Source organism: Mucilaginibacter sp. P4_A11 (assembly GCF_056402535.1).
Map to the genome: position 1 here is coordinate 315902 of NZ_JBFUHE010000003.1, position 13948 is coordinate 329849.

A 13948-nucleotide genomic window follows, 5' to 3' on the forward strand; every position below is an offset into this window, starting at 1 on the left:
TATCGCTAAACTTCAACCAGGGACAGCAAGTAAATACAAAGTTTTAAATATTAAATACCTCTTTCATCTTCCTCACATTATCCCTGATATCATAAACCAATACCGGGTCATTATCCATATCTGTACCATCAAGTACATTTTGGATAGTCTGTTCAACCCCGGCCATATCATTCACAATATGCCAGTTGGTTATATCAGCATCCATGGGCTTAACAAAACTTACCACTTTGGCACCGGCGTAAAGGGCTTCAAGGCAAACCGAACCAAAACCTTCATATTCTGAAGGATGAAACAAAACCCTTGAGCGCTGCATCATTTTAAGTACGTCATCATGCTGAAGTTCGCCTGCCAGGGTAATGTTGTTTTCAAGATGTTTGGATTTTATCAGGGCCAACAAATTCTTCTTTTCCGGGCCATCGCCACAAATTACAGTTTTGATATTTGGGTAACGTTGCTTCAGGATAGCAACAGCTTCAACAAACAGGTGAAACCGCTTTAAGGGAATCAACGAACCTGCGCCTAAAATGTCGATATCTTTTTCAATGAATAATGAGTCAAACAGTGAGGTATCAATGCCCACCGGAATAACATTTTGCGGCTTTATACCATAATTTGAATTGAACTCCCGAACAATAAAATCTGATAACGCTATCAATTCCTCCCCTCTCGGTTTTATCCGCCTGGCATATCTATTCCCGGCTTTAGCGTCCTGCCCCAGCATCCAGCAGCGGTGTTTAATATTGTTTGTCCGGGCAAAATAATGGCCAACAAAAACACATTCATCAAGCCAAAAGCTTAACAAACCCACTATTTCATACTTCTTATTCAAAGTAGATAAAGTCCTCCATACCTTCACCCAGGTGTTCAGCCTGAATAGTTTACCGCGCCCCATTCCCCCAAAACTCATGACTTTTACACCATGCCAGTTATATTTGGCGGCAAAAAATGGATATTGAAAACTCAATACAATGATATTGAGCTCCGGATTTTCGGCCTTTAATGCCCGTACAAAAACCTGTTGAGGTGGCAGACAGGTAGTATCGGCTTCATTTTCGGGAAAACCGGGACTCAGGATAACTAATGTTTTTTTGCGGTTAGACATTGGGGGATATTACTTTATTACAAATAGCCAAACTGGCTTTATTATGGGTTATCAGGATGATCATTTTCCCCTGACGGGCCAGCTGCTGTAATTTTATTAACAACTCATTTTCAGCATCGGCATCCATCTCGCTAAAAGGTTCATCCAATATCAGCAGATCATGATCGTGATATAATGCCCGTGCCAGCATGATCCTTTGGCGCTGTCCACCACTGATATTTTTACCATTTTCGGTAATGATCTTGCTTGTTCCTTCCGGGTATCCTGCAATCAGTTTGTTTAATCCGCAGAACTCCAGTACTTCAGCGAGCTTCTGCTCATCGGGCGCCACATCATCAAGTATTATATTTTTAAGAATGGTATCGTATATAAAAAACGGCTGTTGCTTTACCAGCGAGATATTTTTACGATAAAGCCCGCGAATCGCCGCAGCGGCGCTTTTATCATTAATATAAATTGTTCCTCCATCAGGTTCTAAAAAGCCGGTCAACAGATTAATGATAGTTGTTTTGCCCCTGCCCGAATTACCCGAAATGCCCATAATATCGCCAGGAACTATCTCAAAACAGAGCCCGTGCAAAACATGTTTATCTGCGTAGCTAAAACTTACGCTTTCAAATTTCAACGCCGTGATCTGTTTATCAATAACTTCATTAACCCGCAGCGTTTCATTTTGCTCTATAACCAAATCGGCCAATATAAACTCGTAGGTTTTCATTTGTCCGCTGCTGTTCAGGATCTTTACTATGCCAGGGATGATCTTATACGCCGCTGCCACAAAAATACCGATGGTCAAAATACCAACAACAGGAGCATCTCCTGTTAACTTATTTATGGCTATGAGGATAAAAAAGCCCAGAACGGCAAATACTTCCATCAGGCGTGAAGGCAGGTTTTGCCAGGTTTGCTGTGAGGCTATATTTTGATTAAGCTGCTGCTGATAACTAAAAAACCGGCGACTGAAGAAATCATTTTTCTGATAGATATTGCTCTCCACATAGCCCGACAATGATTCGTTTAAATGCTGAAGTGTTTTTTCACTCACAGTTTTGATCTGCCCGCGGATGGATTTTAGTTTGCTTTTAATGAACCAACCCAAAACCGCGACAGGCGGCAGCAATAACACAAACAGCAAAACAAACAAGGTTGGATGGTACAGCATGATCGCCCCAATGGTAAAAAGGATCAATACCGCCTGTGATATAATCTGCTGAAAATTAGTGAGGATATAATGGCTGAACTCTATAGGTTGCTGGCTGATCCGCCGGGTGTGGATGGATGAATCGACGTGCGTAAACTGATCAAAACCAGCATCAAGATAATTCCGCATATTACGTTCTGATAGCCTTGACGCCACCTGATAAAAAAAATGATGCTGTGCATTTTGCGCAAAGAAGCCGATACAGTTTTTCATCGCAAAAAGCACCAGGAACATCCCGATCAGCCATAATGATTTATTATTGGCAAGGCCATCTGGTAAAAAATGATAATTATTCGCCGCTCCCTGCTGTGTATAAAAATTAACCATTAAAAGCAGTAGCGCTAAAAAAGCAACATCCAGCAGGGCGATAACAATATCGGCAATGATCAGCCTGATAAGCCTCGCTTTTTCGCTTTGGGTAAGTATGAGCAGGATGCTTTTTAAAATTTGCTTCAAGGGTATATCAACAACAAAGCCAGGTTCATTACTGCCTTTATTATTGATTACGTTTTGTGCGGATCAATGGTTGCTTTGCGTAAGTGTCTATCGGTATAGCGGCATTTTATTCATCAAATCCAGGCAAGCATTTGATCATGTCAACTTGCACAGTATAAAATTTCATCCCTCAAAGTCGCCTTCTAAAAACTGATACTCGCTCCTTTAAAAATCAAAATAGATCATTTCTAATCCGTTGCCCTGATAAATCATGAGCATAGTGTAATAATCTCTATAAAATTGCTAAATTTCGGCTTCGCATTTATAAAAGAAGTAAAACAACCTTCATGAGTTTAGAACCTTTCCTTGCCGTATTTGTGATCACCCAATACAGGAGACACCTGAAGAATGATGAACTGCTAACCAAATGGAATAAATACCTTAACATTGGCTACTACATAGCCATTGCTATTTTCATATTTGATGTAAGCTTTGATCATGGGCACAAACTTGCTATTGTTGTTGCCCACCTGTATTTTTTGGGTGTTGTAATAGCGCCTTACTATATCGATGATCTAAAATCAGGCAAGCAACTGGCTTTTGCCCTGATCCCTTACGCAATCGCGGGGTTAATACAGGATGTACTGGAAAAATGGTTCCCTACATTTTATGATAGCCACGACAATATGATACAAAGCTTAGTGGTATTCTCCCTAATCTGGGCATTTTCACTTTGGCTTATCAGCCGAAAGCAAACTAAAGCGCTGGAAAACGAACGCAAACAACGCTTTGCCGAGCAGGAACAAAACCGCATGATGGCTGCTATGAAGGTAAACCTGGAAAGTGAGGTACGGGAACGCACAGCCGAGCTGACTAAACAAACGGAGGAACTGCAACTGGCACTATCAGAGCTTAAAAGCACCCAGGCCCAGTTGATCCAATCTGAAAAAATGGCCTCATTAGGTGAGCTTACCGCGGGTATTGCCCATGAAATTCAAAACCCGTTGAACTTTGTAAACAATTTCAGCGAGGTAAGTATCGAATTACTGGAAGAGTTAAAGTATGAAGTACTCGACAAACTGCCCGATGATGTAAAGGAAGACGCAGGCGATATCATTAACGACATCACCCAAAACCTAAGCAAAATAAACCAGCACGGCAAACGTGCCGATGCCATTGTTAAGGGCATGCTGCAGCACTCACGTGCTACAACGGGTAAAAAAGAGCCTACGGATATCAACGCTCTTGCAGATGAATATCTTCGCCTGAGCTATCACGGCCTGCGCGCCAAGGACAAATCATTTAACGCTGCAATGAAAACCAGTTTTGAAGAAAACCTGGGCAAAATAGAAGCTATTCCGCAAGATCTGGGTCGCGTGCTGCTTAACCTGTTCAACAATTCGTTTTACTCCGTTACCGAAAAGAAACGGGTTTTAGGCGAGGGATATGATCCAACAGTAACGGTTAATACCAAAAAGGTGCAATCACCATCAGGTGTCAATATGGTGCAAATTACGGTGGAAGATAATGGTACAGGCATCCCGCAAAAGGTACTGGATAAAATTTATCAACCTTTTTTTACTACCAAACCTACCGGGCAGGGAACCGGGCTTGGATTATCCATGAGTTATGATATTATTACGAAAGGCCATGGCGGCGAGCTTAAGGTTGAAACTGCCGAAGGCGAGTTTGCCCGCTTTGTGATCTGTATACCTGTTGGCAATGTTGCCTAAAGTTAAACGCCGCTATTTTTTGCGCTTAAACATTAATAAAACCATACAAAAATTTAACTTTGAAGTACTATGAAAATACTTGTTGTTGATGACGAGGCTGATGTTCAACCCTTGTTTTTACAACGTTTCAGAAAAGAAATAAAAAACGGTGAAGTAGAGTTTAACTTCGCATTATCAGGCGAGGAAGCGCTTCATTTTTTGGAAGAACATCATTCGCAGGTGATCCTGATCTTATCTGACATCAACATGCCGGGGATGAGCGGGTTGGAGCTTCTGCGCAACATCAGGCACAGCTATGAAAAACCGCCACCGGTAGTAATGATGATCACTGCTTACGGTGATGATGAAAACTACAAACAATCAATGGAGCTTGGCGCCAACGATTTCCTGACCAAGCCACTTGATTTTAATAATTTAAAAGACAAACTTAAACACTTAGAACAATAATGGCCAAGATACTGGTGGTAGATGACGAACAGGACCTGGAATTACTGATCAGGCAAAAATTCAGGAAAAAGATACGGGAAGGGGTATATGAATTTGTATTTGCCCAAAATGGTTTTGAAGCGTTAACTCAACTGGCATCCCATCCCGATATTGACGTGGTTTTAAGCGATATCAATATGCCCGAGATGGATGGGCTCACCCTGCTTACCAAATTACCCGATGCCAACCCCATTTTAAAAGCGATAATGGTATCGGCGTATAGTGATATGGATAATATTCGCACAGCTATGAACCGTGGTGCTTTTGATTTTGTTGTTAAGCCGGTAAACTTCGAAGATCTGGATATTACTATCGAAAAAACTTTACTACACGTAATTGAGCTTAAAAAAACATTGCAGGCCATTAAGGAAAACAATATCCTTCGCATGTATGTGGATGAGAACGTGCTCAACTTCATGACCCATAAAGAGTTTGAGAACAGCTTGCTGAGCAATGAAACCATTGAGGCAACAGTGCTATTTATTGATATCTGCGGTTTTACCGCAATCACCGAGCACGTTGCGGCCAACACCGTTGTAGGCATGATCAATAAATACTTTGATATCATGGTACAGGAAATCATCGCCCAAAATGGCCACATTGATAAGTTTATGGGCGATGCAGTAATGGCCGTTTTCCGCGGCGAATACCATCTCGACCGTGCCATTGACGCCGCACTTGCTGTACGCGATAAAATGCATGGGGCAGATGAAATTCAGGCAGGCGATAAAACTTTTACCCCCTCTGTTTCAATCGGTATCAATTCAGGCGAGATGATCTCAGGCAATATCGGTTCAGCCACATTAAAGCGACTGGATTACACGGTAATAGGCGATGCCGTAAACCTGGCCCAGCGCCTGCAAACCGTGGCGCAGGCCAACCAGATCATTGTAAGTGCCGATGTATATGAACAGGCCAAAGGCTCCTTCGCCCTTAATAAAATTGGAGAGGTAAGTTTAAAAAACAAGCTAAAACCGGTGGAGATTTACGAGGTGATTGATTAGTTCTAAGTCGGGAGTCAGGAGTATTAAGTAAGAAGTCAAAACTTGCGCCCGTTTTCAACAGGTGCTTAAAATGGTTTGGCGATTGCATCGGCCGTGCGTTATAAACGCAAACCCATGTAAGTACTCGTCACAGATCAGTGCAAGAAAAAACCGTATTTTATTTAAACCCGTCGTTGCGAGGTACGAAGCAATCCCCGATCTGCAGAGTCACCCTGTATAGTTCGCGATTGCTTCGTACCTCGCAATGACGGAGGTGGAGATATCAATGCTCTCTCACGCGTTTCTTCAATACACCACCAGCCGCTTCTTTAATACTATTAGTAAAAATAAAAGCTTTGGGGTCGATGCTGTGTACCAGGTTTTTTAGCCTGCGTACTTCAAGACGGGTAATAACGGTGAAGATAATATCTACCGGCTGATGTACGTCAAAGCTCTCTTTCAGGAAACCACGCTCGCCTTTGTAAATGGTAATACCGCGACCAAGCTCCATCACCAGTTTTTCTTTAATGATCTCGCTCTGGCCCGAAATAATGTTTACGGCAGTGTACTCTTCCAAACCATCAATAACAAAACTAATGGTACGTGATGCTGTATAATAAGTTAAGATAGAATATAATGCTGTTGGCAAACCAAGCTCTACTGCAGCTATCAGGAAAATAATGATGTTGATGCCTAAAATGATCTCGCTGATGGTAAAACTACTGCGTTTAAGCGTATATAGTGCAAGGATCTCAATACCATCCAGCGCGCAACCGCCACGGATCGAAAGCCCAACGCCTAAACCCATAAACACACCACCAAATATCGATACCAGCAACTTATCCGAAGTAATTACCGGGTAAGGCACATACAATAAACAGATACCAAGCGCAATAACGCAGGCAAAGGTTTTTAGCGCGAATGTTTTATTAACCTGGAACATACCCATGATAATAAAGGGTATGTTGGCTGCTATGATCACAAAGGCAATGTTGATATGATAAAGCTCATGGATAAGCAGCGAAATACCGGTTACCCCTCCGTCAAAAAAGCTGTTGGGCACCAAAAAACCTTTAAGCGCAAACCCGCAGAATAAAATGCCGATAATTACTGTTACTACGTCTTTTAAAATTTCTTCAATTTTCAAACCCGGTTGTGTCATTAATAGCAGTATTTAAATTTTTGTTGTGATAATTTTCAAATGCTCGTTTTTACCTTCAGCCCTGAGCCTGAGTGCGGTTTGGGTGAAATAATGATGGCTCTGCAGGAATTTCACCTGCTGCCTGTCCCACTCCAATTCCGATTCAAGGTGATCTGTAATTACAAGTTCCGAAAATAACCTTTTACTGAGGATAAAAAAATCATTTCGGCCCAAATAATCCAAATCAGCATCACAAATTATTTGTCCTAAATGATTGTGAGGGCTTTGCGGTATTTTGGTTGCCATAATAATATCACAAACCTGTTCAATTTCATCAGCAGTATAACCAAATTGCGGTAAATATTGCCGGGCATTTTTGCATGAACCAACCTCATGATTGGCCTGCCCAAACAAAAAACCCGAATCATGATAGTAAGCAGCCGTGAGCAGTAACTGTAATTCGTGCCCACTCACCCCCTCGCCTGCTGCAATTTGCTTTGCAGCGGTGTAAACATCAAGCGCATGATCGGCATTATGATAATGGAAATGTTCAGGGAGCTCTTTTTTTATTTTGTCGAGGATAAAATCCCCGGCTTGTTCTACTTGCATTCAGTATTTATAATGGGCGCTAATATATTAATTTGAGGAATACTGATATTATCAAAAAATCAAAACTATAGAGACACATTACGTACTTCTCCGCTGTCCAAATTAATTATCTTAGCAAAATGAACAGCTGGTTTAAAAACTATAAAGGCATCATCCTATTAATAACAGGTATCATCATTGGCAGTATTGCCGGGGCTATTTTGGGCAATAAAGTAGAAGTGATCAAACCCATCGGTGATATTTTCCTTAACCTGCTGTTCACGGCTGTTGTGCCGCTGGTTTTCTTTGCCATAGCATCGGCCATTGCCGCGCTGGATGGCTCTCAAAAATTGGGGAAATTATTAGGCGTTACATCGCTGGTATTTGTATCAACCGTAGTGGTGGCTGCTATAGTTACCATCGTTGCTATCTGGATCTTCCCTATTCATCAGCATCTCGTAGCCAGTCCTATTACCGAGGGCATCATCAAAAAGCCCTTTGGCGATCAACTGACCAGCCTCTTTACCACCAGCGAATTTTACCAGCTATTATCACGTAAAAGCATGCTGGCCATGATCATCTTCGCGGTGATCACAGGCTTTGCCACATTACATGCCGGCGAAAAGGGCAAAGCTTTTGCTGCCTTTTTGCATAGTGGCAACGAGGTTTTCAAGAATATTTTTAGCCTCATCATGAAAATCGGCCCAATTGGGTTGGGTGCTTATTTTGCTTACCAGGTCGGCGTGTTCGGTCCGCAGTTGTTTGGTGGTTATGCTCGCTCCATGGCTTTATATTATGGTGTCGGCGCTTTTTATTACCTGGCAATATTTAGTTTATATGCCTTTATCGCCGGCGGTGTAAGCGCAGTTAAGCGGTACTGGAAAAACAATATCGTACCATCGGCCACAGCGGTGGGCACCTGCAGCAGTATTGCAACAATACCGGCAAATTTGGATGCCGCTAAAAAAATGGGCATCTCTGACGCCATTGCCAATATTACCATCCCGCTTGGGGGCACCTTGCATAAAGATGGTTCAAGTATCTCATCTATAGTAAAAATGGCTGTGGTATTCGCGCTGTTCGGTAAAAGTTTTAACAATGCCGAAACCATAGTGATAGCCCTTGCCATGACGGTTTTGGTGAGCCTTGTTGAAGGCGGTATTCCCAATGGTGGTTACATTGGCGAATTGCTTTTTATTTCGGCCTATGGCTTCCCGCCCGAAGCGCTTCCTCCTGCCATTATCATCGGTACCCTGGTTGACCCAATGGCTACCTTGTTAAATGCCACCGGCGATACGGTAGCCGCCATGCTGGTGGCCCGATTTACAGAAGGAAGAAGCTGGATGAAGCCGGAGAGCCCCCCTAACTCCCTGAAGGAGGAACTATAACGGTTTTAATTATTGTTTATTAAATTGCCCTATAAACCTTAACATTTACCTCTATGCTGCACATTCTATACATTATCGCGATCATTGCCGAAGCCATGACGGCCGCCCTTTCGGCCGGCCGAAGAGATATGGACTGGGTTGGTGTTTGTATTATAGCCTGGGTTACAGCGCTGGGTGGCGGTACTGTTCGCAATATCTTATTTAATCATTACCCCATGAGCTGGGTTGAACACCCTGAATATTTAGTGATCACCGCCGTGGCTGCCATATTAGCGGCTATTATTGCCCGCCTCATGACCAAGATGAAAACGCTGTTCCTTTACCTGGATGCTTTGGGGTTGGTGGTGTTTACCATTATCGGCTGCCAGATAGCTGAACAGATCAATCTCCCTATCCTTATTATTTTATTAAGTGGGATGATAACCGGCTGTGCTGGTGGTGTACTGCGCGATGTATTGTGTAACGAAGTCCCCTTGCTGTTCCGCAAAGAGGTCTACGCCAGTGCATCCATTGTTACCGGGGCGTTTTACCTGGGAATTGAACATTTAGGTGCTCCCGCCGGGATATCTATTGTAATAGCTTGTGCTATTGGCCTGGCGCTGCGTTTGCTTTCTATCAAATACAACTGGCAAATGCCCAAGTTTGTGTATAGGGAAGAATGGCATTGATGACGATTTCGGATTTGGGATGTTCGATTTCGGATTTAGTGCTTCACCAGCTGAAAGCTGACATCATGGCTCACCACGGGCTGAAAGCCCGCGGCAGTGATATTTTTTAAACAACAAAAGCGAGGCTTTACCTCGCTTTTGTTGTTTATGTCTAAAAACGTCATTGCTGTAAGGTACGAAGACAACCGACCGAAGGGATCTCATTAATACCTATAAAAAACAAATTATAATTATTAATAATCCCCGATTAGCAGAGCGGCTATGCAAATCCTTCTGTACAGTTTGGGATTGCTTCGTACCTCGCAATGACGAAAATATTTATTATTTTTCCGTACTTAACGAATACGGCACATCACTCACTTTTACAGCCCTTGTTTTATTAGGCTTAGGTGCCATGTTAAAGTTAAGCACCGCACCTTTTTTAAGCTCTGAATGACTTAACCAGGTTAAATCATACGGCTTACCGTTAACGCTTAATGTATTGATGTATTTATTAGCCGGACTATTGTTAGCCGCATTAATTACAACAGTTTTACCGTTCTCAAGGTTTAAAGTAATTTTCTTGAATAGCGGCGTACCTAATACGTATTGATCGCTGGCCGGGGTTACCGGGTAAAAACCCATTGCTGAGAACACATACCATGCTGACGTTTGACCGTTGTCTTCATCGCCGCAGTAACCATCAGGTGTAGCTTTGTAAAGCTTTTCCATGGCATCACGCACATGGAACTGGGTTTTCCATGGCTCACCTGCGTAGTTATATAGGTAAATCATATGCTGGATGGGCTGATTGCCATGTGCATACTGCCCCATGTTCATGATCTGCATTTCGCGGATCTCATGAATAGTGCCACCGTAGTAGCTATCGTCAAATACCGGCGGCATGGTAAATACCGAATCAAGCTTGGTGATAAACTTTTGCCTGCCGCCCATCAGGTCAATCAAGCCCTGCATATCCTGAAAAACACTCCAGCTATAATGCCAGCTATTACCTTCGGTAAATGCATCTCCCCATTTAAACGGACTGAATGGTTTTTCAAACGTACCATCCTGGTTCTTACCACGCATCAATTTGGTTTCAGGGTCAAACAAATTCTTATAGTTCATTGCCCTTGCTTTGTAAATACCGATCTCTGACTCCGGTTTACCAAGCGCTTTACCTAATTTATATATGGCAAAATCATCGTAAGCATACTCCAATGTGCGGGCAGCGTTTTCATCTATTTTTACATCATAAGGCACATAACCTAATTTGTTGTAGTACTCTACTCCCTGCCTGCCTGTAGCCTGCGGACCGGCATTATTGGCGCCATGTACCAAAGCCTCCCACAAAGTACCGATATCATATCCGCGTAAACCTTTCAGGTAAGCTTCAGAAACTACCGACGCAGAGTTGTTACCGATCATTACTGCCGAATAACCAGGGCTTGACCACTCTGGTAACCAGCCGCCTTCTTTATAGTCGTTTATCAGGCCTTCCTGCATTTCTTTATTGATAGATGGATAAACCAGGTTCAGGAAAGGATATAAAGCCCTGAAGGTATCCCAGAAACCTGTACCTGCAAACTTATAACCAGGGAATACTTTACCTGTAGATGCGCTATAATGCACAATCTTGTTATCCTTGTCTATTTCATACAATTTGTTCGGGAAGAAAACCATGCGGTAAAAGCATGAGTAAAAAGTACGCATCTGGTCAACAGAGCCGCCTTCAACCTGTAAGTGATTCAGGGTTTTGTTCCAAACAGCCTTGGCTTTTTGTTCGGTTACATCAAAGCTGTCTTTTCCTTGCTCGCGCTCCAGGCTAACTTCGGCCTGCTCAATACTGATGAACGATGAAGCAACACGTAAATGAACTTTTTCGCCTTGTGTGGTTTTAAAACCTATCAAAGCGCTGGCATGCTCAGCTTTTAACTCCAAGCCATCTGCCTGGGTAGTATCGCTGAAAGTATGCGCATAAGTGATCGGCTTATCTACATAAATAACAAAGTAGTTTTTAAAATTTTTAAGCGGACCGCGTGCATATTTTGTTGAGTAGCCTACAATCTTCTTTTGATCAGGCATGATTTTTACGTACGAACCTTTGTTCAGCGCGTCGATCACAACAAATGAGCTATCAGTTTTAGGATAGGTAAACCTGAACTGTGCCGAACGCTCGGTTGGGGTAATTTCGGTAGTTACGTCATGGTCGGCCAGGTAAACGCTGTAATAGTATGGTTTAGCGGTTTCTGCCTTGTGCGAGAACCAGCTTGCCCTTTTATTTTGCCCTACTACCGCGTGTTTGGTAACCGGCATAATAGCAAATTGCCCATAGTCGTTCATCCATGGTGATGGCTGGTGGGTTTGTTTAAATCCGCGAATCTTGTGCGCGTCATAAGTGTACGCCCACCCATCACCCATAACACCGGTTTGCGGTGTCCAAAAGTTCATACCCCAGGGCAGGGCAATAGCAGGATAAGTGTTACCATTTGAAAGATCGTAGTGCGAGTCGGTACCCATCAACGGGTTGATGTACTCAACAGGGTCGGTAACTTTATTTACCTGCTGAGCAAAAGTACCGGAGGCCAACAACACGGATGTGATAAGTACCAGGGCTTTTTTCATTGTTTTCAGTATTAAATTTTTGGTGAAACGTTTTACCAGCCGTAAATATAAAAGACTGGCTTGATATGGCCAGTCTTTTATTTGTATTATTTGCAATATACAATTACCAACCCGGATTTTGGGTCAATTTATTATTAGTGCTGATCTCACGCTGCGGTATTGGCCACAGGTAATATTGTGCTTTCATGGTTACATTCTGCTCATTTTTAGTTGAGGTAGCATCGCCAAATGTATTGTTGATCACATCATAAATCATGTGCGTACGCTGAATATCGAAATAAGCTTTATTTTCATAAGCTAACTCATGATAACGTTCTTTCCAAACCGCAGTACGGAAAGCTGCCTGGCTTAATCCGGCAAGCGGGGCCAGCTGAGCGCGGGCCCTGATTTTGTTAAGTTGCGCTAAGGCTAACGCGTTAGGCCCATTCTCTGCTTCGTTGCTTGCTTCAGCATATATCAACATCGCTTCAGGCAAACGTAAAAAGGTCCAGTTTTCATCGCTTGAACCATTACCTAAAGCACTTTCTACGTGGAAATATTTGTAAAGCGCATGCTCGCCAAATGTTATTGTAGTACCATCTTTAAATGAAGGGTAGCTTGAAAAATAAAACTGTCTTTCCTGGGTACGTAAATCGCCTGCCTCGTAGCTACTAAAGAATGCGTCGGTAGGGATCATCGCACCAAGGTGGTCGTTATAGGCACCAACAAGCAAGTTAAAAGGTAATGTTAACTGTGGAATTGAATTGGTAGCAACACCAACCAGGTAATTTGACTGAAATATAAGTTCGCCCTGATTTTTATGTTGATTATCATGCAAATAATCATACTTATCAAACAAAGTATAATCGGTACCATTAATAACCGGCAATATTTCTGTAGCGGCTAAAGCATAGTTTTCAGTCTTTTTAAGCGGGAAACCTGCAGTAGTTAAATAAACGCTGGCCAACAAAGTGCGGACAGCTCCTAATGATACTCTTCCGGTTTTATCAGACGCCGATAAGCCCGAAGCCTCGGCAGCTTTTAAATCACTTATTATTTGATCATAAACAGCAGATGCGGCTGCACGAGTCGGGTATAAATCCGGACTGCTAATGGTTACCGGGGCAGTAATCAACGGCACATCGCCATATAACCTTACCAGGTGATAGTAAAAGAACGCCCTTAAAAAGTAAGCCTGACCTAATAAAGCTTTTTTGTCGGCATCGGGAAACGGCGTAATTCCGGGTATACTGGCAAGCGCAATGTTAGCATTTGAAATAGCACTATAACTGTTTTTCCAAACAGTCTCAAAACCCGGATTAACCGCATCAGTCCGGTTATTTATAACGTTATTGTTATTTACGCTTTGTCCAAGTGACGTAGAGTGACCGGCAAAAAGCTCAATTGTTATAAACGGGCTTTCGCCATAGGCATCGCCGTTTTGAAACATATATAGGCTTTGATAAATACCATTGACAAAGGTTTGCGCCTGGCTGGCAGTAGTAAAATAATTACTTTTCACAAAACCACCTTTATTTTTTTCAATGAGGTCTTTTTTGCAACTGCTTATTAATATGGTGAGAATCAGTAACGAATAACCGATCCTGTATTTTTTTAAATTAAACTTCATATGAGTATGT

Annotated in this window: 11 protein-coding genes; 5 read left to right on the forward strand and 6 right to left on the reverse strand. The window is 42.6% G+C overall.

What is annotated here, in order from left to right; translation table 11 throughout:
• Positions 1 to 43: 43 nt before the first annotated feature.
• Both AC1DUD_RS08285 and AC1DUD_RS08290 read right to left on the reverse strand, forming a co-directional pair.
• Positions 44 to 1102, reverse strand: a complete 1059-nt coding sequence (locus AC1DUD_RS08285) for a glycosyltransferase (protein ID WP_477373483.1) — start codon at positions 1100 to 1102, stop codon at positions 44 to 46.
• Positions 1095 to 2759, reverse strand: a complete 1665-nt coding sequence (locus AC1DUD_RS08290) for an ATP-binding cassette domain-containing protein (RefSeq protein WP_477373485.1) — start codon at positions 2757 to 2759, stop codon at positions 1095 to 1097. The genes AC1DUD_RS08285 and AC1DUD_RS08290 overlap by 8 nt, the downstream gene beginning before the upstream one ends.
• Positions 2760 to 3085: 326 nt before the next feature.
• Between AC1DUD_RS08290 and AC1DUD_RS08295 the strand changes: the two genes are divergently transcribed.
• From AC1DUD_RS08295 to AC1DUD_RS08305, 3 genes are all read left to right on the forward strand, one after another.
• Positions 3086 to 4471, forward strand: a complete 1386-nt coding sequence (locus AC1DUD_RS08295; RefSeq protein ID WP_477373487.1) for a sensor histidine kinase — start codon at positions 3086 to 3088, stop codon at positions 4469 to 4471.
• 69 nt (positions 4472 to 4540) lie between these two features.
• Positions 4541 to 4918, forward strand: coding sequence for a response regulator (locus AC1DUD_RS08300; protein WP_121227148.1), 378 nt, complete (start codon positions 4541 to 4543; stop codon positions 4916 to 4918).
• Positions 4918 to 5961, forward strand: a complete 1044-nt coding sequence (locus AC1DUD_RS08305) for an adenylate/guanylate cyclase domain-containing protein (protein ID WP_477373489.1) — start codon at positions 4918 to 4920, stop codon at positions 5959 to 5961. Before AC1DUD_RS08300 ends, AC1DUD_RS08305 begins: the two co-directional genes overlap by 1 nt.
• Before the next feature lie 262 nt (positions 5962 to 6223).
• On the opposite strand, the gene AC1DUD_RS08310 is transcribed toward AC1DUD_RS08305, so the two are convergent.
• Both AC1DUD_RS08310 and AC1DUD_RS08315 read right to left on the reverse strand, forming a co-directional pair.
• Positions 6224 to 7102: a YitT family protein gene (locus AC1DUD_RS08310; protein WP_330860332.1), complete on the reverse strand. Its 879-nt coding sequence runs from the start codon at positions 7100 to 7102 to the stop codon at positions 6224 to 6226.
• Positions 7103 to 7114: 12 nt separating this feature from the next.
• Positions 7115 to 7690 carry an HD domain-containing protein gene (locus AC1DUD_RS08315; RefSeq protein WP_477373491.1) on the reverse strand — a complete coding sequence of 192 codons (576 nt, stop codon included), beginning with the start codon at positions 7688 to 7690 and terminating at the stop codon, positions 7115 to 7117.
• Positions 7691 to 7809: 119 nt separating this feature from the next.
• Between AC1DUD_RS08315 and AC1DUD_RS08320 the strand changes: the two genes are divergently transcribed.
• Together AC1DUD_RS08320 and AC1DUD_RS08325 are read left to right on the forward strand one after the other, a co-directional pair.
• Complete coding sequence (locus AC1DUD_RS08320) at positions 7810 to 9057, forward strand: dicarboxylate/amino acid:cation symporter (protein ID WP_477373493.1); 1248 nt, start codon at positions 7810 to 7812, stop codon at positions 9055 to 9057.
• A 53-nt stretch (positions 9058 to 9110) separates the two neighbouring features.
• On the forward strand, positions 9111 to 9725 hold the full coding sequence (locus AC1DUD_RS08325; RefSeq protein ID WP_477373495.1) for a trimeric intracellular cation channel family protein: 615 nt from the start codon (positions 9111 to 9113) through the stop codon (positions 9723 to 9725).
• Between the two features lie 321 nt (positions 9726 to 10046).
• Here the strand turns inward: AC1DUD_RS08325 and AC1DUD_RS08330 are convergent, their stop codons facing one another.
• Together AC1DUD_RS08330 and AC1DUD_RS08335 are read right to left on the reverse strand one after the other, a co-directional pair.
• Positions 10047 to 12329, reverse strand: a complete 2283-nt coding sequence (locus AC1DUD_RS08330; protein WP_477373497.1) for a GH92 family glycosyl hydrolase — start codon at positions 12327 to 12329, stop codon at positions 10047 to 10049.
• Between the two features lie 103 nt (positions 12330 to 12432).
• The gene (locus AC1DUD_RS08335; RefSeq protein WP_477373499.1) at positions 12433 to 13938 is read right to left on the reverse strand and encodes a RagB/SusD family nutrient uptake outer membrane protein; all 1506 of its coding nucleotides are present in this window, start codon (positions 13936 to 13938) and stop codon (positions 12433 to 12435) included.
• Between the last annotated feature and the right edge of the window lie 10 nt (positions 13939 to 13948).

What these genes read in the sequence shown, in the direction of transcription:
- AC1DUD_RS08320 (WP_477373493.1), top strand. Translation starts at nt 7,810, where the DNA reads ATGAACAGCTGGTTTAAAAACTATAAAGGCATCATCCTATTAATAACA.
- AC1DUD_RS08300 (WP_121227148.1), top strand. Translation starts at nt 4,541, where the DNA reads ATGAAAATACTTGTTGTTGATGACGAGGCTGATGTTCAACCCTTGTTT.
- AC1DUD_RS08305 (WP_477373489.1), top strand. Translation starts at nt 4,918, where the DNA reads ATGGCCAAGATACTGGTGGTAGATGACGAACAGGACCTGGAATTACTG.
- AC1DUD_RS08295 (WP_477373487.1), top strand. Translation starts at nt 3,086, where the DNA reads ATGAGTTTAGAACCTTTCCTTGCCGTATTTGTGATCACCCAATACAGG.
- AC1DUD_RS08315 (WP_477373491.1), bottom strand. Translation starts at nt 7,690, where the DNA reads ATGCAAGTAGAACAAGCCGGGGATTTTATCCTCGACAAAATAAAAAAA.
- AC1DUD_RS08325 (WP_477373495.1), top strand. Translation starts at nt 9,111, where the DNA reads ATGCTGCACATTCTATACATTATCGCGATCATTGCCGAAGCCATGACG.
- AC1DUD_RS08310 (WP_330860332.1), bottom strand. Translation starts at nt 7,102, where the DNA reads ATGACACAACCGGGTTTGAAAATTGAAGAAATTTTAAAAGACGTAGTA.
- AC1DUD_RS08330 (WP_477373497.1), bottom strand. Translation starts at nt 12,329, where the DNA reads ATGAAAAAAGCCCTGGTACTTATCACATCCGTGTTGTTGGCCTCCGGT.
- AC1DUD_RS08285 (WP_477373483.1), bottom strand. Translation starts at nt 1,102, where the DNA reads ATGTCTAACCGCAAAAAAACATTAGTTATCCTGAGTCCCGGTTTTCCC.
- AC1DUD_RS08335 (WP_477373499.1), bottom strand. Translation starts at nt 13,938, where the DNA reads ATGAAGTTTAATTTAAAAAAATACAGGATCGGTTATTCGTTACTGATT.